This is a genomic window from Pseudomonas sp. 05L36 (assembly GCF_056398125.1).
This window is the reverse complement of record NZ_JBFTOU010000005.1, coordinates 248,759-272,876: the sequence shown is the minus strand read 5'-3', so window position 1 is coordinate 272,876 and position 24,118 is coordinate 248,759. Positions and strand designations below refer to the sequence as shown.

Sequence of the window (24,118 nt, the reverse complement as noted above, 5' to 3'; positions counted from 1 at the left end):
AGGGCGATCATTCTAAAGCAAAACGGCGACCCGAAGGCCGCCGTTTGACGTTATCTAATAACGGATTACGCTGTTGCAGGTTCTGGCTCAACCACCGGTTTGGGCAGCGACGACAGGAACGCCATGATCAGCGCTGCGACGTACGGCAGCGACTGCACCAGCAACATGGTGATCCAGAAGCGCATGTCGTTGCTCGGCATGCCGTTCACCAGGTAGATCCCCAGGGCCGCGCCCCACAACAGCAGCATGATGAACATCTCTTCCCGAGCTTCCGAAATCGCCACCCAGAAGCCGTGGTTGTCGGCATTCTTCGGCGTACGGAAGAACGGAATGCTGCTGGTGAAGAAGCCGTACAGCACCGCTTTGGCGATGGTATGGGACAACGCCAGGCCGGCCAGCGCCGCGCAGAACGCATCCTTCAGATTCACCCCAACCGCACGACGGTAGAGGAAGATGATCTTGGCGACCTTGAACACGAACAGCGCCAACGGCGGGATCGCGAAAATCAGCAGCGGTGGATCGACCCGTTGCGGCACGATGATCATTGCCGCCGACCACAACAGCGCGCCGACGGTGAAGAAGATGTTCATGCCGTCCGCCACCCACGGCAACCAGCCCGCGAGGAAGTGGTAGCGCTGGCCACGGGTCAGCTCGGTGTCCTTGCCGCGCAGCAGGCTGGCGGTGTGGCGTTTGATAATCTGAATCGCTCCGTAGGCCCAGCGGAAACGCTGCTTCTTGAAGTCGATGAAGGTATCGGGCATCAGGCCTTTGCCGTAGCTGGTGTGGTAATACGCCGCCGACAGGCCTTTTTCGAATACCCGCAGGCCAAGCTCGGCGTCTTCACAGATGCACCAGTCGGCCCAGCCCAGCTCTTCGAGCACCGAGCGACGGGTCATGGTCATGGTGCCGTGCTGGATGATCGCGTCACGGTCGTTGCGGGTGACCATGCCGATGTGGAAGAAGCCTTTGTATTCCGCGTAGCAGAGCTTCTTGAAGGTGCTTTCGTTCTGGTCGCGGTAATCCTGCGGCGACTGCACCACGGCGATTTTCGGGTCGGCGAAGTGCGGCACCATGTGCTTGAGCCAGTTGCGGTCGACGCAGTAGTCCGAGTCGATCACGGCAATGACTTCGGCATCCTTGGCAGTGTGCGGAATCAGGTAGTTCAACGCGCCGCCCTTGAAGCCGGCCAGCGGTGCCACGTGGAAGAACTTGAAGCGCGGGCCGAGGGTTTCGCAATAATCGCGCACCGGTTCCCAGACCGCCGGGTCCTTGGTGTTGTTGTCGATGATCAGGACTTCGAAATCCGGATAGTCGAGGTTGGCCAGGGCGTTGAGGGTCTGTTTGACCATCTCCGGCGGCTCGTTGTAGCAGGGCACGTGAATCGACACTTTCGGGCGGTAGCTGGAATCGCCTTCCACCGGCAGGAACTCACGCCGGCGCTTGTGCACCCACACCGCTTCGGCCAGTTCATGGGCTTCGGTCAGCAACACGATAAACACACCGAGCGCACCGAGGGCAAGCAAGAAGCCAACGGTCAGGCTGAACCAGGTGCTGTATTGCTGGCTGTAGTCGTAACCGATCCACACCAGCACCGAACCGCACAGGAACGCAATGAAGGTCAGGAAGGTACGGCCACGCTGGCGCAGGGCCGAGCCGTCGATCATCAGCAGGGTCAGCGACAACAGCGCCAGCACCACCGAACCGATGGCCAGTACACGCCACTGCGGAATCGCCACCACCGGGCCTTCGAAGTTGAACTTCTGCTGGCGCGCGGCGTTGAACACGCCCCAGTAGGCGCCGACGGAACCTTCGTCACTGGCCTTCCACGGCTGGTCAAACGCTTCGATCACGAAGTAGTTGAAGCCCTGACGGTTGAGTTTGTTGACCAGGGTTCGCAGGTAGATCGCCTGGTCCGCCGGGGAGGCATCGGCGCCACCGCGCATGCGGCCGTTGCTCGGCCAGCCCACTTCGGACAGCAGCAGTGGCTTTTTCGGGAACATCTTTTTCAGGTCGCGGGCGCGGTCGAGGACGAACTGCCCAGCCTTGTCCATCGGGATGAATTCCCAGTAAGGCAGGATGTGCGCGGCGATCAGGTCGACGTGCTTGGCCAGTTCCGGGTGTTCTTCCCACACGTGCCACTGCTCGGACGTGGTTACCGGCACCTTCACGGCCCCACGCACGCGATCGAGCATGACGCTGAGTTCCTGGGCGGTAATTTCCTTGCGGAAGATCGCTTCGTTGCCCACCACCACACGAACCACGCTACGCGAGGAGTTGGCGATTTCAATGGCGCGGGTAATTTCCCGTTCGTTGCGCTCCTGGTCCGGGCTGATCCAGATCCCCAGGGTCACTCGCAAGCCGAACTCTTCCGCCAGTTTCGGGATGTCTTGCAGGGTGCCATCGACCGAGTAGGTGCGGATGTTGTCCGTCAGCTTGCTCATGATCTCCAGGTCGCGACGCATTTGATCGTCGGTCGGGTACTGGTCTTTCTGTGGGAACTGGCCCTGCTGGAATGGCGAGTACGAGAAGCCGGAGATCTGTTCAGGCCAGTTGGGGGCGGTGACCGGGCGGTTGATCAGCGCCCAGAAGCCGGTAAACAAGGCTGCGATGGCGAGCACCACGACCAGGTTGAGTCCAAATTTACGCGATGACATAGCTATTTCGGGTTCCAAAGACTGTGGAACGAAGGAACGGTTGGCGGTCGCCAAGGGGCGCGCATCCTACACCGGGCATTCTCTTGTCGTACAGCGGACAGGGAATTGCCAGACATTGGGCAATATGGTTTCGCTAAAGTTCTTTCGCTTTTTCCTGTAACTGATTTTGTCTTCATATCGCCATATAATGCCCGCCGGTTTTTGGGGTAATGGTCATGAGTACAGAAGATCCGCGGTTTGCAGGCATCGCCCGTTTGTATGGCATCGAAGGCCTTGAGCGCCTGCGCGCGGCCCATGTGGCGATCGTTGGCGTCGGTGGTGTCGGTTCCTGGGCGGCGGAAGCCATGGCCCGCTGTGGGGTCGGCGAGATTTCGCTGTTCGACCTGGACGACGTCTGCGTCAGCAATGCCAACCGTCAGCTGCATGCGCTGGACAGTACCGTCGGCAAGCCCAAGGTCGAGGTGATGGCCGAGCGTCTGCGCGGGATCAATCCGGACTGCACGGTGCACGCGGTGCCTGACTTCGTCACCCGCGACACCATGGCCGAGTACATCACACCGAACATCGATTGCGTGATCGACTGCATCGACAGCGTCAACGCCAAGGCCGCGCTGATCGCCTGGTGCAAGCGGCGCAAGATCCAGATCATCACCACCGGCGGCGCGGGCGGACAGATTGACCCGACGTTGATCCAGGTCTGTGACCTGAACCGCACGTTCAATGATCCGTTGGCCTCGAAAGTGCGCTCGACACTGCGCCGCGACTACGGCTTCTCACGCACCGTGACCCGCCATTACAGCGTGCCGTGCGTGTTTTCCACCGAACAACTGCGTTACCCGAAACCGGATGGCAGCATTTGCCTGCAGAAAAGTTTTGTCGGTGATGGCGTGAAGCTCGACTGCGCCGGCGGGTTTGGCGCGGTGATGATGGTGACGGCGACGTTCGGCATGGTTGCGGCGACCAAGGCTGTGGACAAGATCGTGGCGGGTGTGCGGCGGCCGGCGGAGCGGGTCAAGCCGCAGGCCTGATCTGTAAGGCTGATGACCCCATCGCGAGCAAGCTCGCTCCCACAGGGATTTGTGTTCAATCCACCAGTTTTGGGGCAGGCATAGAACTTTGTGGGAGCGAGCTTGCTCGCGATGGGCTGCGAAGCAGCCCCTTTATTGAGCTAACTCCCGCATCCGCTGAAGCACCGCATTCAAGCCATTACTGCGCGATTCGGACAACTGCCGCCCCAACCCCAACTGATTGAACCAGTCCGGCAAATCCACCTGCTGCAACTCAGCCGCCGACAACCCGTTGACCCGCGCCAGCAGCAACGCCACCAACCCGCGAATCAGCCGCGCATCGCTGTTGGCGCTGAACAGCCAATGACCATCGCGCAATTCGCCCACCAGCCACACCTGGCTTTCACAGCCGTGTACCCGGTTGGCATCACACATCTGCGCATCACTCAAGGCCGGCAGACGCTCGCCCCATTGCATCAGCAGGCGCGCGCGTTGTTCCCAGCCGGCCGCTTTCTGAAAGGTTTCGAGTGCCGTCACGGCATCGGCAGGCAGGTTCATCGCAATAGCTCCAGCGCCTGATCCAAGGCTTCAAAGAACCGCTCCAGGTCTTCGGAATCGTTGTACAGCGCCAACGACACCCGAATCGCCCCGGCCAGTTCAAAGCGTTTAAGCAGCGGCATGGCGCAGTGATGGCCGGCACGCACTGCGATCCCTTGTTCGGTCAGCAAATGCGCGAGATCGGAGTTATGCACGCCCTCGACGGTAAAACTGGCCAGTGCCACTTGCGGCTTGCCCAGCAGGCGAATGCCGTTGCGCGCTTCAAGGCCCTTGAGCAGACAGGCATGCAGCGCCGCTTCATGGACGGACACGGCGTCCTGATCAAGCCCTGCGAGGTAATCCAGGGTTGCTCCCAGGCCGATCACACTGGCAATCGGCGGCGTCCCGGCCTCGAAACCCAGCGGTGCCGGGCGAAAGCGTGCGTCGTGATAATTGGCATCCAGCACCATTTCGCCGCCGAACTGCCAGGGACGCAGCTGTTGCAACGCTGTATTGCGCCCGAACAGTACGCCCAGGCCATCGGGGCCGTAGAGCTTGTGGCTGGAGAACACATAAAAATCGCAGCCCAGCGCTTGCACGTCGTGGCGGCCATGGACCACGCCTTGGGCACCGTCGATCACGGTCAGGGCGTTGTGCGCCTTGGCCAGTGCCAGCAATTGAGGCAGTGGCTGCCACGCGCCAATCACGTTGGACAGTTGACTGACGGCCAGCAGACGTGTGCGCGAGCCGATCAAGCCGGTCGCGGCTTCAAGGTCGATCACGCCGTCGGCATCCAGCGGCAGGATCACCAGTTTCAGGTCGCGACGGTGCGCCAGTTGCTGCCACGGCAGCAGGTTGGCGTGATGCTCCAGGGCGCTGATGACAATCTCGTCGCCCGGTTTGAAAAGATGTTCCAGGCCGTAGGCCAGGAGATTCAGCGCGGACGTCGAGCCGTGGGAAAAGATGATCTGACCGCAATCGCCAGTATTGAGCCATTGCGCGGCTTTGCGGCGGCTGTCTTCGAAAGCCTGGGTGGCGTGGGCGCCGGGCAAATGCTGCGCCCGATGCACGTTGGCCGCGCCGTTGGCGTAGTAATGCGCCAGGGCATCCAGCAGGGCTTGAGGTTTTTGCGTGGTGGCGGCGTTGTCCAGATAGGTCTGGCCTTGCCGTTGCAGGGCGGCGATGGCCGGAAAATCGGCACGCCAGGGAGAGAGAATCATCATGGTGTTCGCCTGTACGCCTGCCCCCTGTAGGAGCGAGCTTGCTCGCGATGGACGCGTGGACGACACGGGCTGTCTGATGCCGCGCGTTATCGTTGACGTCCATCGCGAGCAAGCTCGCTCCTACAGAGGTGCGGGTGGTCGTGTGGCTTAGTTGTGAGCGTGCAGCGCTTCGTTCAGTTCGATGGCCGATTTGTGGGTTTTGCATTCCACGGCACCGGTTTCCGAATTGCGACGGAACAGCAGGTCGGTCTGGCCGGCCAGTTCACGGGCCTTGACCACTTTGACCAGTTGATTGTTTTCGTCCAGCAGCGCGACTTTGGTGCCGGCGGTCACGTACAGGCCCGACTCGACGGTATTGCGGTCGCCCAACGGGATACCGATACCGGCGTTGGCGCCGATCAGGCAGCCTTCGCCGACCTTGATCACGATGTTGCCGCCGCCCGACAGGGTGCCCATGGTCGAGCAGCCGCCGCCCAGGTCCGAACCCTTGCCGACGAATACGCCAGCGGAAACGCGGCCTTCGATCATGCCCGGGCCTTCGGTGCCGGCGTTGAAGTTGATGAAGCCTTCGTGCATCACGGTGGTGCCTTCGCCAACGTAGGCACCCAGGCGCAGACGCGCAGCGTCGGCGATACGCACGCCGGCCGGAACCACGTAGTCGGTCATTTTCGGGAACTTGTCCACCGAGAATACTTCCAGCAGCTCGCCGCGCAGGCGGGCTTCGAGTTGCAGTTCAGCCAGTTCGCTCAGATCGACCGCGCCCTGGCTGGTCCAGGCCACGTTCGGCAGCAGCGGGAAGATGCCGGCCAGGTTCAGGCCGTGTGGCTTGACCAGGCGATGGCTCAGCAGGTGCAGCTTGAGGTAGGCCTCCGGGGTGGACGACAGCTGGGCGTCTTCAGCCAGCAAGGTGGCAACCAGCGGCTTGTGACTCTCGGCCAGGCGGGTCAGCAGGGCGGCCTGGGCAGCATCGACGCTTTTCAGTGCTTCAGCCAGTTGCGAGGCCTGGGCGGTGCTGAACGCAATGGCCTGATTGCCTTCGGTGTAACCCAGGATCGGTGCGATAGCGGCGAGGACTTCAGCCGATGGCTTGAGTACCGGGGCGGCGTAGAACACTTCCAGCCATGCGCCTTGACGGTTTTGAGTGCCGACGCCGAAGGCCAGGCTGAACAGGGTAGTGGACATGTGTATACCTCTAACAAAATTGAACGGGCTGCTTACTTGAGCGCGGCCGCGTAGATGTCTGGCTTGAAGCCAATCAGGGTTCGGTCACCGAGATCGAGCACCGGGCGCTTGATCATCGAGGGCTGTGCGAGCATCAGTTCGATGGCTTTCGTCTGGTCGAGATCGGCTTTGCGTTCGTCGTCGAGCTTGCGAAAGGTCGTGCCTGCACGGTTCAACACCACTTCCCAGCCGTGCTCGCTGCACCATTGGGTGAGGTGTTCACGGTCGATACCGACCGCTTTGTAATCATGAAAGTCATAGCTGACAGCGTGTTCATCGAGCCAGGTGCGCGCCTTTTTCATGGTGTCACAGGCTTTGATGCCGAAAAGGTGCAACGTTTTGCTTGAAACGGCCAAGGAATCGCCCCCTTTACAGGTGCTGGATTTGAAAGGTGACGGATTATGCCATGGCCGAACGGTTTCGCGGCGGCTGTGGCACAAAACCTGTTGTTGCGTGGCGCTGAAGCCAGTCCGGACGACAAACGGCGTAATGAAGTGCGCGGCGCCTGCGTTTGAAGGCGTTTCGGGCGCAGCGAGCCTCAGTCGTCATCACCAGATTGGCGATGACGTGTTGCGTGAGGTGTTGGGGGAACTGGATTTGAGTGAGGCCAAACCCGGCCAGGTGAAATAACACCTGGCCCTGAGCGGCGGCGCGGTTATTTGCGGCGCTGGATGAACGCGCGAATCCGCTCGGCAGCTTCGACACACTCGGCAAGCGGCGCCACCAGTGCCATGCGCACACGCCCGGCACCCGGGTTGACGCCATCCACATCCCGCGACAGGTAAGAACCCGGCACCACGGTCACGTGTTCCTGCTCGAACAGGTCGCGGCAGAAGGCGGCGTCGTCACCGGCTACATTCGGCCACAGGTAGAAGCTGCCATCCGGGCGCTGTACGTCCATGACCGGGCTGAGGATTTCCAGAACCGCATCGAATTTCTCGCGATACAGCGCACGGTTGGCGCGCACATGCACCTCGTCATTCCACGCGGCAACACTGGCCAGTTGTGTTTGAACCGGCATCGCGCAGCCGTGGTAGGTGCGATAGAGCAGGAAGCCCTTGAGGATGTCGGCGTCACCGGCAACAAAGCCTGAACGCAGTCCCGGCAGGTTCGAACGCTTGGACAGGCTGTGGAACACCACGCAACGCTTGAAGTCCTTGCGACCCAGTTCTGCGCAAGCGCTGAGCAGGCCAGGCGGCGGGGTTTGTTCGTCGAAGTACAGCTCGCTGTAGCACTCATCGGCGGCAATCACGAAGTCATATTCGTCGGCCAGGGCGATCAGCTTTTTCAGGGTTTGCACCGGAATCAAAGCACCGGTCGGGTTGCCTGGCGAGCACAGGAACAGGATTTGGCAGCGTTTCCAGATGTCTGGCGACACGGAGTCGAAATCCGGGTTGAAGCCGTTTTCGTCCAGGCACGGCAGGTAATGCGGCTTGGCCCCGGCGAGGAACGCCGCGCCTTCGTAGATCTGATAGAACGGGTTCGGGCTGACCACCAGCGCGTCATCGCCACGGTTGACCACGGTCTGGGTGAAGGCGAACAGCGCTTCGCGAGTGCCGTTGACCGGCAACACGTTGCGCGCGGGGTCGATCCAGCCCTTGGGGACGTCGAAGCGACGCTCGCACCATGCCGCGATGGCTTCACGCAGCTCCGGGATACCGAGTGTGGTCGGGTACACAGCCATTTTTTCCAGATTGCTGGCCAGGGCCTCGGCGACAAAGCTTGGCGAACGGTGTTTTGGCTCGCCGATGGACAGCGCGATCGGACGCTTGTCCGGGTTCGGCGTCACGCTGCCAAGCAGGGCGCGGAGTTTCTCGAACGGGTAGGGCTGGAGCTGGGACAGGGCGTTGTTCATCAATGTATCTCGTTCGGTGTGGGAACGGGCAAGCCCTGTTTCCTGTAGGAGCTGGCTTGCCAGCGATGGTCGTCAACGATAACGCGTGCTTACTGGGTAAGCGCGGCGCTCTTTAGTCCATCGCTGGCAAGCCAGCTCCTACAAAGGGCAGGCTCGCGTTGTTGGTTCAGATGCTGATTCGCGACAGTTTGATATCAGGTTCCTGGTTGACGCTCAGTTGTTCGACGATCGCATCCTGCAGGCGGCTGCACAGCAGCGGGTCGGACAACGGCTGATTGTTGGCGTCGGTGATGAAGAACACGTCTTCCACGCGCTCGCCGAGGGTGGCGATCTTGGCGTTCTGCAGCGACAGATCGAACTCCAGGAAGATCGTGCCAATCCGCGCCAGCAGGCCCGGGCGGTCGGGCGCCGTGAGTTCCAGCACCGTCACTGGGCGCTGGGCGTCGTTGTGGATCGTCACCTGCGGTGCAAAGGCGAAATGCTTGAGCTGGCGCGGCACCCGGCGCTGGATGATGGTCGGGTAGTCGTCCGGGTTGCGCAGGGCTTCGGTCAGACCCTCGCGGATCTGTTTAACCCGCGCCGGATTGTCGCCAATCGAGTCGCCGTCGGTGTCGAGCACGATATAGGTGTCGAGGGTGAACTGGCTGCTGGAGGTGATGACCCGGGCGTCGTGAATGTTAAGGTTGAGCTGGTCCATCGCCGCCACGGTCACGGCAAAGAAGTCGTGCTGGTCCGGGGCATAGATGAAGATCTGCGTACCGCCTTCGAACTCGCGCTGGGTGGTTTCCTTGATCAGTACCAGTGGCCCGCCGTCGGCCGGTTGCTGGAGGATCGCGTCGCTGTGCCAGGCGACGTCGCCGGCGGTGTGACGCAGGAAATAGTCATCACCCAACTGCGCCCACAGTTGCTCGACATCGTCCGGGTCGGTGCCGCCGCGCACCAGGATATCCAGGGCGGCGCTCTGGGTCTGGCGGATCTGCTCTTCGCGATCCACCGGGTTTTCCAGGCCGCGACGCAGGGCGCGCTTGGTCTCGGTGTAGAGCTGGCGCAGCAGGCTGGCGCGCCAGGAATTCCACAGGGTCGGGTTGGTCGCGTTGATGTCGGAGACGGTCAGCACATAGAGGTAGTCGAGACGGGTTTCGTCGCCGACGATCTGGGCGAAATCGTGGATCACCTGCGGGTCGGACAAATCTTTGCGCTGGGCGGTGGTCGACATCACCAGGTGGTTTTGCACCAGCCACACGATCAGGCGGCTGTCCCACACTGGCAGCTGATGGCGCTGGCAAAACGCCTCGGCATCGACCGCGCCGATGTCCGAGTGGTCGCCATGCCGGCCTTTGCCTATGTCGTGGTACAGGCCGGCCATGTAAATCAGCTCGGGTTTGGGCAGCTTGCCCATGAGCTTGCTGGCCAGCGGGAATTTTTCCGACACCTGGGTGTACTGCAACTTACGCAGGTGTTTGATCAGGTTCAGGGTGTGCGCGTCGACCGTATAGATGTGGAACAGGTCATGCTGCATCTGCCCGACGATAAAACCGAATTCGGGCAGATAGCGCCCCAGGATGCCGTACCGGTTCATCCGCCGCAGGTTGCGGTGGATACCGATCTTGCATTTGAACAGTTCGATAAACAGGCTGGTATTGCGAATGTCGTTGCGGAAATCGTCGTCGATCAGGTGACGGTTTTCCCGCAGCAGACGAATGGTATCGGCGCGCACGCCCTTGATTTCCGGCTGCTGGGCCATCAGCACGAAGATTTCGAGCATCGCGAACGGCGTGCGGCGGAAGACGTTGTTATTGCGTGCCTCGATATAACCGTCATGCAACTGGAAGCGCGAGTTGATCGGCTGCGGTGGGGCTTCGTCTTCCGGTGCGAGGATGACTTCCTCGAAGTGCTGGATGATCAGGTCGCTGAGCTGGGCGATGCTCATGACCACCCGGTAATACTGCTGCATGAAGTTTTCGATGGCTTGCTTGGCGTCGTCGCCTTTGAAGCCCAGCAGCCCGGCAATGGTGCGCTGGTGATCGAACAGCAGGCGGTCTTCGGAACGGCCGGCGAGCATGTGCAGGGCATAGCGAACCTTCCACAGGAACTCCTGGGAGGAGGCGAGCAGGGCGTTTTCACTCTCGACCAGGAATCCTTCGCCAGCCAGTGCCCGCAGGTTCAGGGTGCCGTACTCGCGACGGGCCACCCACAGAATCGTCTGGATATCCCGCAGGCCGCCGGGTGAGCCTTTGACGTTGGGTTCCAGGTTGTATTCGGTGTCGTTGTACTTGTGGTGGCGGGCCTTTTGTTCGGCACGCTTGGCCAGGAAGAAGTCCTTGCTCGGCCACATGTGTCCGGTGCTGGTGACGTCCAGCATGCGCTGGCGCAGATGCTCGGGGCCGGCGATGGTGCGGCTTTCCATCAGGTTGGTGACGACCGTCAGGTCGGCGCGGGCCTCGACGGCGCACTCCTCGACCGAGCGAACGCTCTGACCGACCTCCAGGCCGATGTCCCACAGCAGCGTCAGAAAACGCTCGATGGAATCGCGGAAAACTTCGTGGTCGGCGCTGTCCAGCAGGATCAGCAAATCGATATCGGAGTAAGGGTGCAATTCACCACGGCCGTAGCCGCCGACCGCGACCAGCGCGATGTCGGCGTCCTCGCTCCAGCTGAACTGCTCCCAGGCCTTTTGCAGGATGTTATCGACGAACCAGGCGCGATCCTCGATCAGCCGGCGAATGTCCCGGCCATCGCGAAAGCGCGTGTCGAGCACTTCGCGGGCCTGGCGGATCGCCTTCTTGAAAGCCGCGATCGGGCTTGCCTTCAGGGCCAGTTCAGCCTGGAACTGGCCTCGGTCGAAGAGTTCGGGATCCACCTGCGGCATCGATTGGCTTTCCTTTCTATAGGCGAGGTTCGGTGGCGGGATCAGGCCGAAACGCGAGGGATGGTGTCATCGCTGCGCAGGGTGAAGATCTCGTAACCGGTTTCGGTCACCAGGAGGGTATGTTCCCACTGTGCCGAGAGCTTGCGGTCCTTGGTGATCGCGGTCCAGCCGTCGCCCAGTACCTTGGTGTCGGCACGGCCCTGGTTGATCATCGGCTCGATGGTGAAGGTCATGCCGGCCTTGAGTTCCATGCCGGTGCCAGCGCGGCCGTAATGCAGGATCTGCGGTTCTTCGTGGAACACCTTGCCGATACCGTGGCCGCAGAATTCGCGAACCACCGAGAAACCGTTCTTTTCAGCGTGCTTCTGGATGATTTCGCCGATGTCGCCCAGGCGGCAGCCGGGTTTGACGATTTCAATCGCCTTGTACATGCATTCCTGGGTGACCTGGGACAGGCGCTCGGCCCAGACCGGCACGGTGCCGACGTGGAACATGCGGCTGGTGTCGCCGTGGTAACCGTCCTTGATGACGGTGACGTCGATGTTCAGGGTGTCGCCATCTTTCAGCGGCTTGTCGTTCGGGATGCCGTGGCAGACAACGTGGTTGATCGACGTGCAGATCGACTTCGGATAGCCCTTGTAGTTGAGCGGGGCAGGGATGGCTTTCTGCTCATTGACGATGTAGTCGTGGCAGATCTGGTTCAACTGATCGGTGGTAACACCCGGCTTGACATGTTCGGCAATCATTTCCAGCACATCGGCGGCCAGTTTGCCGGCGATACGCATTTTGGCGATATCCTCGGGGGTTTTGAGGGTGACGGTCATACAGGCTCTCTCTGCGCCAGGCGGCGCTTTCTAAACGGAAAGGGCGTTGCGCGATTGATCTTCGCAGCCCTGAAAAATGCGATTCTACCAGACGATCAGCGCAAATCTGCGCCTGTGTGCATCGCTTCTCTCTATAGAATGGTGCATTCTTGGCGGATTCCAAGGGATGGAGCAAAGCGTCCGCCAGGATTTCAGAATCCGGGTTCCGTTTTGCCCTGCCTTGTGATATAAAATGCGCCGCTTTCCGGGGATGTCCCGAAAAGCCTAAATCCACACACGTGTCGACACGATGACCTGGGTGCCTTCAGCTGATGCTGCTGGTTGGTCATTGGGATACGTGGAGGCCAAACCCGACTTATTAAGGAACTATCATGTCCCAAGTCAACATGCGCGATATGCTGAAGGCCGGTGTGCACTTCGGTCACCAGACCCGTTACTGGAACCCGAAAATGGGCAAGTACATTTTCGGCGCGCGTAACAAGATCCACATCATCAACCTTGAAAAAACCCTGCCAATGTTCAACGAAGCTCTGACTTTCGTAGAGCGTCTGGCCCAGGGCAAAAACAAGATTCTGTTCGTCGGCACCAAGCGTTCCGCTGGCAAGATCGTTGCTGAAGAAGCGGCACGTTGCGGTTCGCCGTACGTCGATCACCGCTGGTTGGGCGGCATGCTGACCAACTTCAAAACCATCCGTGCTTCCATCAAGCGTCTGCGTGACCTTGAAGTTCAAGCCGAAGACGGTACTTTCGCCAAGCTGACCAAGAAAGAAGCGCTGATGCGCTCCCGTGACCTGGAAAAGCTGGATCGTTCCCTGGGTGGTATCAAGGACATGGGCGGTCTGCCAGACGCTCTGTTCGTTATCGACGTTGATCACGAGCGCATCGCGATCACCGAAGCCAACAAACTGGGCATCCCGGTTATCGGCGTAGTCGATACCAACAGCAGCCCGGAAGGCGTTGACTACATCATCCCAGGCAACGATGACGCAATCCGCGCTATCCAGCTGTACATGGGTTCGATGGCTGACGCTGTCATCCGCGGTCGCAACAATGTTGCCGGCGGCACCGTTGAGTTCGCAGCTGAAGAAACTCAGGCTGCAGCTGAGTAATTGACGCCTTGGCGTTGACTCAGTAAGCAAAAAGGGGGCTTGGCCCCCTTTTTGCCACCTCGAAAACCATTTGTCGGCGCCCACTGCTCTATCTGTAACGTGCGGCAGCTAACAAGGGTGGTTCGGGAAGAATTGATCGCCCGTTCGATCGGGTGGAATGGTTGAAAACCTATCCAAGAGGATTTTGAAATGGCAGAGATTACTGCAGCGTTGGTCAAAGAACTGCGCGAGCGTACCGGCGAAGGCATGATGGATTGCAAAAAGGCCTTGACCAAGGCTGGCGGCGACATCGAGAAAGCCATTGATGACATGCGTGCTTCGGGCGCCATCAAGGCTGCCAAGAAAGCCGGCAACGTTGCCGCTGAAGGCGCTATCGCCATCAAGGCTGACGACAAGGTAGCCGTGCTGCTGGAAGTGAACTCGCAGACCGACTTCCTGGCCCTGCAAGACGACTTCAAAAACTTCGTTGCTGCCAGCGTAGAAAAAGCCTTCGACGAAAAACTGACCGACGCAGCTCCGCTGATCGCCGCTCAGGAATCGGCTCGTGAAGCCCTGGTGGCCAAAGTTGGCGAAAACGTCAACATTCGTCGCCTGGTACGCGTAGAGGGTGACGTAGTCGGCACCTACCTGCACGGTAACAAGATCGGTGTTGCTGTTGTTCTCAAGGGCGGCGATGTTCAGCTGGCCAAAGAGATCGCCATGCACGTGGCGGCAAGCAACCCTGAGTTCCTGCTGCCATCGCAGGTTTCGCCAGAGGCCATCGAGCGCGAGAAGGGCGTTTTCCTGACCTTGAACGAAGACAAGATGAAAGGCAAGCCAGCTGAAATCGTCGAGAAGATGATTGCTGGTCGTATCACCAAGTTCCTGGCTGAAGCCAGCCTGGTCGAGCAAGCTTTCGTCATGAACCCGGAAGTCACCGTGGGTGCCTTGGCCAAGAAAGCCGGCGCTGAAATCGTTTCCTTCACTTACTTCAAGGTAGGCGAAGGCATCGAGAAGCCAGTGGACAACTTCGCAGAAGAAGTTGCTGCCCAGCTGGCTGCCGCCAAGCAATAAGACGGTTTTTTAACTGTCGCCCAGAAGAGGCTGCCCGCTTACGCGCGCAGCCTCTTTTCAGATGGGGCACCAATTTTTATTTGGTTTCCTTTTGGAACTGGCTTACAAAGCCATGTTCCGATGGCGCTGAAGCAGCGCCAAGCTAGATTGAGCGCCAGCTGTAAACAGCTCGCAAAGAATTTTTAAAATACGCCGCAGGAGAGATTCGCAATGGCTCAGCAGGGCAGTGGTTATCAGGCTCGCTATAAACGCATTCTACTCAAGCTTAGCGGCGAGGCCCTGATGGGCTCGGAAGAGTTCGGGATCGACCCGAAAGTTCTGGATCGCATGGCATTGGAAGTTGGCCAACTGGTCGGCATCGGTGTTCAGGTCGGTCTGGTCATCGGTGGTGGCAACCTGTTCCGCGGCGCGGCGCTCAGCGCGGCGGGCATGGATCGGGTTACCGGCGACCACATGGGCATGCTGGCCACTGTGATGAACGCCCTGGCAATGCGCGACGCGCTGGAACGTGCCAATATCTCGGCCATCGTGATGTCGGCCATTTCCATGGTAGGCGTGACCGATCACTACGATCGCCGCAAGGCCATGCGCCACTTGAACTCCAAGGACGTGGTGATTTTCGCGGCCGGTACGGGTAACCCGTTCTTTACGACGGATTCGGCTGCCTGCCTGCGTGCAATCGAAATCGATGCCGATGTCGTGCTCAAGGCGACCAAGGTCGATGGCGTCTACACCGCTGACCCGTTCAAAGACCCGCATGCCGAGAAGTTCGATCATCTGACCTACGATGAAGTGCTGGATCGCAAGCTGGGTGTGATGGATCTGACGGCCATTTGCCTGTGCCGCGACCACAAGATGCCGCTACGCGTATTTAACATGAACAAGCCCGGCGCCCTGCTGAACATCGTGCATGGCGGCGCTGAAGGAACCCTGATCGAGGAAGGCGAACAATGATCAACGAAATCAAGAAAGACGCTAAAGAGCGCATGCAGAAGTCCGTGGAATCGCTGGCGCACAACTTCGGTCGTATTCGTACCGGCCAGGCGCACCCGAGCATCCTGGAAGGCGTGATGGTGCCGTACTACGGCGCCGACACTCCGATCAAGCAAGTGGCCAACATCTCCGTCAAGGACGCCCGTACCCTGCAAGTCGTCGCCTTCGAGCGCAACATGCTGGGTGCTGTCGACAAGGCGATCGGCAGTGCTGGTCTGAACCTGAACCCGACCAACCTTGGCGAGTTGCTGCTGATCAGCATGCCGGCGCTGACTGAAGAAACCCGTCGTGGCTTCACCAAGCAGGCTCGCGACGTTGCTGAGGATGCCCGTGTAGCGGTGCGTAACATCCGTCGTGATGCCAACAGTTCGCTGAAAGATCTGGTCAAGGAAAAAGAAATCAGCGAAGACGAAGAGCGTCGCGCCACTGGCGAGATTGACGATCTGACCAAGAAGTTCGTGGCCGAAATCGACGCGAAGCTGGCAGAAAAAGAAAAAGACCTGATGGCCGTATAAGGGTCGCGTTTTCATGGAAAAGACCAAGCAGACTGCACCGTCCGCGGTGCCGCGCCATGTCGCGATTATCATGGATGGTAACAATCGCTGGGCGAAAAAGCGCTTTATGCCGGGTGTCGCCGGGCATAAAGCGGGTGTGGATGCGGTGCGTGCGGTCATTGAGGTTTGTGCCGAGGCCAAGGTCGAAGTGTTGACCCTGTTCGCCTTTTCCAGCGAGAACTGGCAGCGTCCGGCCGATGAGGTCAGCGCCTTGATGGATCTGTTCTTCAGGGCGCTGCGTCGTGAGGCCAAGCGCCTCAACGACAACAACATCAGCCTGCGCATCATTGGTGACCGCTCGCGTTTTCATCCGGAGCTGCAGGCTGCCATGCGTGAAGCCGAGGCCATGACGGTTGGCGCCAATCGTTTTATCCTGCAGATCGCCGCCAATTACGGCGGTCAGTGGGATATCGCGCAAGCTGCGCAACGACTGGCGCGAGAAGTTCAGGCCGGGCACTTGCGTCCGGAAGACATCACACCTGGTCTGCTGCAGACCTGCCTGGTCACGGGCGACCTGCCGTTGCCGGACCTGTGTATCCGTACCGGTGGCGAGCGCCGCATCAGCAACTTCCTGCTCTGGCAACTGGCCTATGCCGAGTTGTATTTTTCCGACCTGTTCTGGCCGGACTTCAAACACGATGCCATGCGCAATGCGCTGGCCGATTTCGCTTCCCGCCAGCGCCGCTTCGGTAAAACGAGCGAGCAGGTCGAGGCTGGAGCCCGGGTTTAATGCTTAAACAACGAATCATCACCGCGCTGATCCTGCTGCCGATTGCCCTGTGCGGGTTTTTCCTGCTTGAAGGTTTCGGTTTTGCACTGTTCATCGGGCTGGTCGTGACCCTGGGTGCCTGGGAGTGGGCGCGCCTGGCGGGTTTCGCCGCTCAGGCGTTCCGCGTCGGCTATGCCGCCTTGGTCGCTTTTGCACTGTTCCTCATGTACATCCTGCCCGGCCTCGCGCCTTGGGTATTGGGTGCTTCGGTGTTGTGGTGGGCGGTGGCGACGTATCTGGTGCTGACCTATCCGCATTCGAGCGAGCATTGGTCCAATGCGGCGACCAGGTTGGTGATCGGCCTGTTGATTCTCCTGCCGGCCTGGCAAGGTCTGGTGCAGATCAAGCAATACCCGCTGGGTAACTGGCTGATCATGGCGGTGATGGTGTTGGTCTGGGGGGCCGATGTTGGCGCCTACTTCTCTGGTCGTGCTTTCGGCAAGCGCAAGCTCGCACCGCAGGTCAGTCCGGGCAAGAGCTGGGAAGGCGTGTACGGTGGTCTGGCGCTGAGTCTGGTGATTACCGCAATGGTTGCCCTGGTGCGCGACTGGACGGTGGCCGAGCTGCTCAAAGGGCTGATCGGTGCCGCGCTGATCGTGTTCATTTCGGTGGTGGGCGACCTCACTGAGAGCATGTTCAAGCGCCAGTCCGGGATCAAGGACAGCAGCAATCTGCTTCCGGGGCACGGCGGCGTGCTGGATCGTATCGACAGCCTGACAGCAGCGATTCCGGTATTTGCCGTGCTGCTGTGGATGGCGGCCCCATGAGCCGCTCGCAACAGATTACCGTTCTGGGTGCGACCGGCTCGATTGGCCTGAGTACGCTCGACGTCATCGCTCGCCATCCTGACCGTTATCAGGTCTTTGCCTTGAGTGGCTTCAGCCGCTTGAGTGAATTGCTGGCGCTGTGCGTGCGCCATGTGCCGCGATTTGCTGTCGTGCCTGAGGTCGCTGCTGCCCGCACCTTGCAGGATGATTTGCGCGCGGCCGGTCTTTCGACCCGTGTTCTGGTGGGTGAGGAAGGTTTGTGTCAGGTCGCTTCCGATCCGGAAGTCGATACGGTCATGGCGGCCATCGTCGGTGCAGCGGGATTGCGCCCGACACTGGCGGCGGTCGAGGCTGGCAAAAAGATCCTCCTGGCCAATAAAGAAGCACTGGTCATGTCCGGCGCGCTGTTTATGCAGGCGGTGCGCAAGAGCGGTTCGGTGTTGCTGCCGATCGATAGCGAGCACAACGCGATTTTTCAGTGCATGCCGCTCGATTATGCCCGTGGCCTCGAGGCGGTCGGTGTACGTCGGATTCTGCTGACAGCTTCCGGCGGTCCGTTCCGGCAGACGCCAATAGCTGAACTGGCGCATGTTTCTCCCGATCAGGCGTGTGCGCACCCGAACTGGTCCATGGGGCGAAAAATCTCCGTTGACTCGGCCAGCATGATGAACAAGGGGCTTGAGTTGATCGAAGCCTGCTGGCTGTTCGATGCCAGGCCATCCCAGGTCGAGGTGGTGGTTCACCCGCAAAGTGTGATCCATTCGCTGGTCGACTACGTCGATGGTTCTGTTCTGGCGCAGTTGGGTAATCCGGACATGCGCACGCCCATCGCCAATGCCCTGGCCTGGCCGGAGCGGATTGACTCGGGTGTGGCTCCGCTGGATCTGTTTGCCATTGCACGGCTGGATTTTCAGGCACCGGATGAAGAACGTTTCCCTTGCCTGCGTTTGGCCCGTCAGGCGGCCGAGGCGGGGAACAGCGCGCCGGCGATGCTCAATGCGGCGAACGAAGTGGCGGTGGCGGCATTTCTCGACGAACGGGTTCGTTACCCGGAAATCGCGAGTATCATCGAAGAAGTATTGAATCTTGAGCCCGTAGTAGCAGTGGGTGATCTCGAGGCAGTGTTCACGGCGGACGCGAAGGCGCGATTGCTGGCCGGACAATGGTTGAGTCGTCACGGGCGCTAAATGCTGCGGATAGTTGACCCAGGCAGCAGCGGATCGGATTGCGGAGAAAGTAGATGAGCGCGCTCTATATGATTGTCGGCACCCTGGTCGCTCTGGGTGTGCTGGTTACCTTCCACGAGTTCGGCCATTTTTGGGTCGCGCGTCGTTGTGGGGTCAAAGTGCTGCGCTTCTCCGTAGGCTTCGGCATGCCTTTGCTGCGCTGGCACGACAAGCAAGGCACCGAATTCGTCGTCGCCGCGATCCCGTTGGGCGGCTACGTCAAAATGCTCGACGAGCGCGAGGGTGAAGTCCCCCTCGATCAGCTCGGCCAGACCTTCAATCGCAAATCCGTTCGTCAGCGCATTGCCATTGTAGCTGCAGGGCCGATAGCCAATTTCCTGCTGGCATTGGTGTTCTTCTGGGGTTTGGCAATGCTCGGCAGCGAGCAGGTGCGTCCAGTCATCGGGGCTGTCGAGTCCGGCAGTATTGCGGCCAAGGCGGGTTTGAGCCCCGGCCAGGAAATCGTGGCCATTGATGGTGAGGCGACTTCCGGCTGGGCGGAGGTGAACCTGCAATTGGTTCGTCGCCTGGGTGAAAGCGGCTCGTTGCAGATAATGGTTCGCGAACAGGGGGGCACGGCTGATTCTCCTCGTGAACTTGCGCTGAACAAATGGCTCAAAGGGGCTGACGAGCCTGACCCTATCCACTCATTGGGGATTCGCCCGTGGCGCCCGGCATTGCCGCCTGTCCTGGCTGAACTCGATCCAAAGGGGCCAGCTCAGGCTGCCGGCCTGAAGACGGGTGACCGGTTGCTGGAGCTTGATGGTCGTACGCTGGATGACTGGCAGCAGGTCGTCGATACCGTCCGTATGCATCCTGATACCAAAATCATGCTGCGGGTTGAGCGCGACGGTGCTCAAATCGACGTCCCGGTGACGCTGGCCGCTCGCGGCGAGCGCAAATCACCCAGCGGATACCTGGGGGCGGGGGTGAAGGCGGTCGATTGGCCACCGGAAATGATCCGCGAGGTCAGTTACGGGCCATTGGCAGCGATTGGCGAGGGGGCTCGACGCACCTGGACCATGAGCGTGCTGACCCTTGATTCTCTGAAGAAAATGTTGTTCGGCGAGCTCTCGGTAAAAAACTTGAGTGGACCGATAACCATTGCTAAAGTGGCGGGCGCTTCGGCCCAGTCGGGCGTTGCTGACTTCCTGAATTTCCTTGCTTATCTGAGTATTAGCCTGGGCGTTCTGAATTTGTTGCCCATTCCGGTACTGGATGGGGGGCATTTGTTGTTTTATCTGATCGAGTGGGCGCGTGGTCGTCCCTTGTCGGATCGGGTGCAAGGTTGGGGGATACAGATCGGTATCAGTTTGGTGATCGGGGTGATGTTGCTTGCTCTGATCAATGATCTGGGTCGACTGTAACGCTTCGCTGAATTGCGAATCTGCCGCATTTTGCGGCAGTTTGTTTATTGCCAGTTGGAATAAGAAAGGACTTCATGAAACGTCTGCTGCTAACTGCGGTTCTCACCGTATTGATGATCGCCGAAGTTCACGCCGAGTCCTTCACTATCTCTGATATTCGCGTCAATGGCCTTCAGCGGGTCTCCGCGGGTAGCGTCTTTGGTGCTTTGCCGTTGAACGTCGGTGAACAGGCGGATGATCGTCGCCTGGTGGAATCCACTCGTGCGTTGTTCAAAACCGGTTTCTTTCAAGATATCCAGCTGGGCCGCGATGGCAACGTCCTGGTCATCACGGTAGTCGAGCGCCCGTCTGTTGCCAGTATCGAGATCGAAGGTAACAAGGCGATCTCTACCGAAGACCTGATGAAAGGCCTCAAGCAATCCGGTCTGGCCGAAGGCGAGATATTCCAGCGTGCCACCCTTGAAGGTGTTCGTAACGAACTGCAGCGCCAGTACGTCGCCCAGGGTCGCTACTCGGCTACCGTCGACACCGAAGTGGTGCCGCAACCGCGTAACCGCGTTGGCCTGAAGGTCAACATCAACGAAGGTACGGTTGCCGCTATCCAGCACATCAACGTGGTGGGCAACACGGTTTTCCCCGATGAAGACCTGATCGACCTGTTCGAACTCAAGACCACCAACTGGTTGTCGTTCTTCAAGAACGACGACAAGTACGCCCGTGAAAAACTGTCCGGTGACCTGGAGCGTCTGCGTTCCTACTACCTGGACCGTGGCTATATCAACATGGATATCGCTTCGACCCAGGTATCCATTACGCCGGACAAGAAACACGTCTACATCACCGTCAACGTCAACGAAGGCGAGAAATACACCGTTCGTGACGTCAAACTCAGTGGCGACCTGAAAGTCCCTGAAGACCAGGTCAAGTCCCTGCTGCTGGTGCAAAAAGGCCAGGTGTTCTCGCGCAAGCTGATGACCACCACCTCCGAACTGATCACCCGCCGTCTGGGTAACGAGGGCTATACCTTCGCCAACGTCAATGGCGTGCCTCAACCGCACGATGAAGATCACACCGTAGACATCCTGTTCGCGGTCGATCCGGGCAAGCGTGCTTACGTGAACCGCATCAACTTCCGTGGCAACACCAAGTCCGAAGACGAAGTGCTGCGTCGTGAAATGCGCCAGATGGAAGGCGGCTGGGCTTCGACCTACCTGATCGACCAATCCAAGACCCGTCTGGAACGTCTGGGTTTCTTCAAGGAAGTCAACGTTGAAACCCCGGCCGTGCCGGGTGTCGATGACCAGGTGGACGTCAACTACAGCGTTGAAGAGCAAGCCTCCGGTTCGATTACCGCCAGCGTCGGTTTCGCCCAGAGTGCCGGTCTGATCCTCGGTGGCTCGATCACCCAGAACAACTTCCTGGGTACCGGTAACAAGGTCAGCGTCGGCTTGACCAAAAGCCAGTACCAGACGCGTTACAACTTTGGTTTTGTCGACCCCTACTGGACGGCTGATGGCGTGAGCCTGGGTTACAACGCCTTCTACCGCACCACCGACTACAACGACCTCGACGTCGATGTAGCGAGCTATGCCGTGGATAGCCTGGGTGCAGGGGTGAGCGTCGGCTACCCGATCAGCGAGACTTCGCGCCTGACCTTCGGCCTGACTGGGCAACAGGACAAGATCAAGACCGGTCAATACACCGTCGACGAGATTTTCGACTTCGTTAACCGTGAAGGCGATCAGTACCTGAACTTCAAGGCTTCGGCCGGCTGGTCCGAGTCCACCTTGAACAAAGGCGTATTGGCGACCCGTGGTCATTCTCAAAGCTTGACGGCGGAAGTTACCGTACCGGGTAGCGACCTGTCGTTCTTCAAACTCGATTACCGTGGCCAGTTGTTCCAGCCATTGTCTGACAACTACACCATGCGCTTGCACACCGAATTGGGTTATGGCGACGGTTACGGTTCGACCGATGGCTTGCCATTCTATGAAAACTACTATGCTGGTGGTTTCAACTCGGTTCGTGGCTTCAAGGACAGTACATTGGGGCCGCGTAGTACTCCGAGCCGCGGCGCACTCAGCACTGGCAACCCGGGTACTCTTGCTGACCCGGACCAGGATCCACTGCCGTTCGGTGGTAACGTCCTGATTCAAGGTGGTGCTGAGGTTCTGTTCCCGCTGCCATTCGTCAAGGATCAACGATCCCTGCGTACCTCGGTATTCTGGGATGTGGGTAACGTGTTCGACTCCAAGTGCGAGCAGACGACCAATACCAACCCTGCGTCGAAGTCCAACACGCAGTGCAACGATGTCAGTCTGAGCAACCTGGCCAGTTCCGTCGGTGTAGGTGTGACGTGGGTCACCGCACTGGGTCCTCTGAGTTTCGCGTTGGCCATGCCAGTCAAGAAACCGGATAACGCTGAGACTCAAGTGTTCCAATTCTCTCTTGGCCAGACGTTCTAAGCGTCTGTCCCAAAATAACGACAATGGATTTTGTAGGAGTGCATCGTGCGTAAGTTGACTCAATTGGTTCTCCTGGCGACCGTACTGGTAGCAGGTCCGGCGTTCGCCGACATGAAAATTGCTGTTCTGAACTATCAGATGGCTTTGCTGGAGTCTGACGCGGCCAAGAAATACGCCGTGGATGCCGAGAAGAAGTTCGGTCCTCAGCTGACCAAGCTCAAGGCGCTGGAAACCAGCGCCAAGGGCATTCAGGACCGCCTGATGGCCGGTGGCGACAAAATGCAGCAGGGCGAGCGGGAGCGTCTGGAGCTTGAATTCAAGCAAAAGGCCCGTGACTTCCAGTTCCAGTCCAAGGAGCTGAACGAAGCTAAAGCCGTTGCCGACCGTGAAATGCTGAAACAGCTCAAGCCGAAACTGGACAGCGCTGTGGAAGAAGTCATCAAGAAAGGTGCTTTTGACCTGGTCTTCGAGCGTGGCGCAGTGATTGATGTCAAGCCGCAGTACGACATCACTCGCCAGGTTATCGAGCGCATGAATCAGCTGAAGTAACCCATGACCGTGACCATTAAGCTCGGCCAGCTGGCCGAGTTCCTCGGCGCCACGCTACGTGGCGACCCCGAGAAAGCAATTACTGGGCTAGCCACCTTGCAGGAGGCTGGCCCAGCTCAGTTGAGCTTTCTTGCAAACCCCCAATACCGTAAGTACCTGGCAGGCAGTCAGGCTGCAGCGCTGTTGCTCAAAGCCGCTGACGCCGAAGGTCATTGCGGGGATGTGCTGGTGGTGCCGGATCCGTACGCAGCCTACGCGCGTGTTTCTCACCTGTTCGATCCCAAGCCCAAGGCCGCTGCCGGCATACATCCCACGGCAGTGATCGCTGCGGATGCGGTAGTCGATCCTGCGGCGAGTATCGGTGCTTTTGTGGTGATCGAAAGCGGTGCGCAGGTTGCAGCCGGTACGACTGTCGGCGCGCATTGCTTCATCGGTGCTCGCAGCGTGGTGGGTGAGGGTGGCTGGCTCGCGCCGCGTGTGACCCTGTATCACGACGTTCGCGTCGGCAAACGGGTCGTCATTCAGTCCGGAGCGGTGCTCGGAGGCGAAGGCTTTGGTTTTGCCAATGAAAAAGGTATCTGGCAGAAAATCGCCCAGATCGGTGGCGTGTTGATCGGCGATGACGTTGAAATCGGCGTGAATACAGCTATAGATCGCGGCGCGCTGGCCGATACCATCATCGGCAACGGTGTGAAGCTCGACAACCAGATTCAAATTGCCCACAACGTTCAGGTCGGTGATCACACCGCCATGGCGGCGTGCGTCGGGATCTCCGGCAGCACCAGGATCGGCAAGCACTGCATGCTCGCCGGTGGCGTAGGGCTGGTGGGGCACATCGACATTTGTGACAACGTTTTCATTACCGGGATGACCATGGTAACCCACTCGATTACCGAGCCAGGTGCCTATTCTTCCGGTACGGCCATGCAGCCGGCAGCCGAGTGGCGCAAAAGCGCGGCACGCATTCGTCAGCTCGATGACATCGCGCGACGTCTGCGCCAGCTGGAAAAGCAAGTAGGGGAAGTGACCCCTGACGGTAATGCTTCATCAGATGGCTGATACCATTTCCATATCAA

Annotated in this window: 21 protein-coding genes; 13 read left to right on the top strand and 8 right to left on the bottom strand. The window is 59.4% G+C overall.

From position 1 onward, the window contains the following. Window positions 1-65: 65 nt before the first annotated feature. Window positions 66-2,654, bottom strand: a complete 2,589-nt coding sequence (locus AC1DKH_RS08385; protein WP_477797921.1) for a glycosyltransferase — start codon at window positions 2,652-2,654, stop codon at window positions 66-68. Between the two features lie 215 nt (window positions 2,655-2,869). On the opposite strand from AC1DKH_RS08385, the gene tcdA reads away from it, so the two are divergent. Next, window positions 2,870-3,682 (top strand): tRNA cyclic N6-threonylcarbamoyladenosine(37) synthase TcdA, encoded by an 813-nt coding sequence (gene tcdA, locus AC1DKH_RS08380; protein ID WP_414929169.1) that lies wholly within the window; start codon window positions 2,870-2,872, stop codon window positions 3,680-3,682. A 132-nt stretch (window positions 3,683-3,814) separates the two neighbouring features. Here the strand turns inward: tcdA and AC1DKH_RS08375 are convergent, their stop codons facing one another. The 4 genes from AC1DKH_RS08375 to AC1DKH_RS08360 all read right to left on the bottom strand — a co-directional run bounded on the left by AC1DKH_RS08375 (window position 3,815) and on the right by AC1DKH_RS08360 (window position 6,998). Beyond that, window positions 3,815-4,219 (bottom strand): SufE family protein, encoded by a 405-nt coding sequence (locus AC1DKH_RS08375; RefSeq protein ID WP_477797920.1) that lies wholly within the window; start codon window positions 4,217-4,219, stop codon window positions 3,815-3,817. Beyond that, window positions 4,216-5,421: an aminotransferase class V-fold PLP-dependent enzyme gene (locus AC1DKH_RS08370; protein ID WP_477797919.1), complete on the bottom strand. Its 1,206-nt coding sequence runs from the start codon at window positions 5,419-5,421 to the stop codon at window positions 4,216-4,218. The genes AC1DKH_RS08375 and AC1DKH_RS08370 overlap by 4 nt, the downstream gene beginning before the upstream one ends. Window positions 5,422-5,568: 147 nt before the next feature. Then, window positions 5,569-6,603 carry a 2,3,4,5-tetrahydropyridine-2,6-dicarboxylate N-succinyltransferase gene (dapD, locus tag AC1DKH_RS08365; protein ID WP_223458821.1) on the bottom strand — a complete coding sequence of 345 codons (1,035 nt, stop codon included), beginning with the start codon at window positions 6,601-6,603 and terminating at the stop codon, window positions 5,569-5,571. 32 nt (window positions 6,604-6,635) lie between these two features. Beyond that, window positions 6,636-6,998 (bottom strand): ArsC family reductase, encoded by a 363-nt coding sequence (locus AC1DKH_RS08360; protein WP_477797918.1) that lies wholly within the window; start codon window positions 6,996-6,998, stop codon window positions 6,636-6,638. Between AC1DKH_RS08360 and AC1DKH_RS08355 the strand changes: the two genes are divergently transcribed. Continuing rightward, window positions 6,982-7,272: a hypothetical protein gene (locus tag AC1DKH_RS08355; protein WP_477797929.1), complete on the top strand. Its 291-nt coding sequence runs from the start codon at window positions 6,982-6,984 to the stop codon at window positions 7,270-7,272. The two genes, AC1DKH_RS08360 and AC1DKH_RS08355, sit on opposite strands and share 17 nt — an antisense overlap. A 25-nt stretch (window positions 7,273-7,297) precedes the next feature. Here AC1DKH_RS08355 and dapC read toward each other — a convergent pair whose 3' ends face one another. From dapC to map, 3 genes are all read right to left on the bottom strand, one after another. Beyond that, a complete protein-coding gene (dapC, locus tag AC1DKH_RS08350) occupies window positions 7,298-8,497 on the bottom strand; it encodes a succinyldiaminopimelate transaminase (protein WP_477797917.1) in 1,200 nt (399 codons plus the stop codon). 166 nt (window positions 8,498-8,663) lie between these two features. Beyond that, window positions 8,664-11,366, bottom strand: coding sequence for a [protein-PII] uridylyltransferase (locus AC1DKH_RS08345; RefSeq protein WP_477797916.1), 2,703 nt, complete (start codon window positions 11,364-11,366; stop codon window positions 8,664-8,666). 41 nt (window positions 11,367-11,407) lie between these two features. Beyond that, entirely contained in the window at window positions 11,408-12,190 is a 783-nt protein-coding gene (gene map / locus AC1DKH_RS08340; protein WP_015093761.1) for a type I methionyl aminopeptidase, read from the bottom strand. A 371-nt stretch (window positions 12,191-12,561) separates the two neighbouring features. On the opposite strand from map, the gene rpsB reads away from it, so the two are divergent. The 11 genes from rpsB to lpxD all read left to right on the top strand — a co-directional run bounded on the left by rpsB (window position 12,562) and on the right by lpxD (window position 24,101). Next, window positions 12,562-13,299, top strand: coding sequence for a 30S ribosomal protein S2 (rpsB, locus tag AC1DKH_RS08335; protein ID WP_003222119.1), 738 nt, complete (start codon window positions 12,562-12,564; stop codon window positions 13,297-13,299). A 189-nt stretch (window positions 13,300-13,488) separates the two neighbouring features. Then, entirely contained in the window at window positions 13,489-14,352 is an 864-nt protein-coding gene (gene tsf, locus AC1DKH_RS08330; RefSeq protein ID WP_477755108.1) for a translation elongation factor Ts, read from the top strand. A gap of 210 nt (window positions 14,353-14,562) precedes the next feature. After that, the gene (pyrH, locus tag AC1DKH_RS08325) at window positions 14,563-15,306 is read left to right on the top strand and encodes a UMP kinase (protein ID WP_108216656.1); all 744 of its coding nucleotides are present in this window, start codon (window positions 14,563-14,565) and stop codon (window positions 15,304-15,306) included. Beyond that, complete coding sequence (gene frr, locus AC1DKH_RS08320; RefSeq protein ID WP_477755109.1) at window positions 15,303-15,860, top strand: ribosome recycling factor; 558 nt, start codon at window positions 15,303-15,305, stop codon at window positions 15,858-15,860. The genes pyrH and frr overlap by 4 nt, the downstream gene beginning before the upstream one ends. 13 nt (window positions 15,861-15,873) lie before the next feature. Beyond that, window positions 15,874-16,629: a polyprenyl diphosphate synthase gene (gene uppS, locus AC1DKH_RS08315; protein WP_477755110.1), complete on the top strand. Its 756-nt coding sequence runs from the start codon at window positions 15,874-15,876 to the stop codon at window positions 16,627-16,629. After that, window positions 16,629-17,435, top strand: coding sequence for a phosphatidate cytidylyltransferase (locus tag AC1DKH_RS08310; RefSeq protein ID WP_477759819.1), 807 nt, complete (start codon window positions 16,629-16,631; stop codon window positions 17,433-17,435). Before uppS ends, AC1DKH_RS08310 begins: the two co-directional genes overlap by 1 nt. Then, entirely contained in the window at window positions 17,432-18,622 is a 1,191-nt protein-coding gene (ispC, locus tag AC1DKH_RS08305) for a 1-deoxy-D-xylulose-5-phosphate reductoisomerase (RefSeq protein ID WP_477756750.1), read from the top strand. The genes AC1DKH_RS08310 and ispC overlap by 4 nt, the downstream gene beginning before the upstream one ends. Before the next feature lie 53 nt (window positions 18,623-18,675). Further along, a complete protein-coding gene (gene rseP, locus AC1DKH_RS08300; RefSeq protein ID WP_477759818.1) occupies window positions 18,676-20,028 on the top strand; it encodes a sigma E protease regulator RseP in 1,353 nt (450 codons plus the stop codon). 74 nt (window positions 20,029-20,102) lie between these two features. Then, the gene (bamA, locus tag AC1DKH_RS08295; RefSeq protein ID WP_477797915.1) at window positions 20,103-22,493 is read left to right on the top strand and encodes an outer membrane protein assembly factor BamA; all 2,391 of its coding nucleotides are present in this window, start codon (window positions 20,103-20,105) and stop codon (window positions 22,491-22,493) included. Between the two features lie 45 nt (window positions 22,494-22,538). Further along, a complete protein-coding gene (locus AC1DKH_RS08290) occupies window positions 22,539-23,042 on the top strand; it encodes an OmpH/Skp family outer membrane protein (RefSeq protein ID WP_046041136.1) in 504 nt (167 codons plus the stop codon). A gap of 3 nt (window positions 23,043-23,045) precedes the next feature. Continuing rightward, on the top strand, window positions 23,046-24,101 hold the full coding sequence (lpxD, locus tag AC1DKH_RS08285; protein WP_108216664.1) for a UDP-3-O-(3-hydroxymyristoyl)glucosamine N-acyltransferase: 1,056 nt from the start codon (window positions 23,046-23,048) through the stop codon (window positions 24,099-24,101). Window positions 24,102-24,118: the final 17 nt, after the last annotated feature.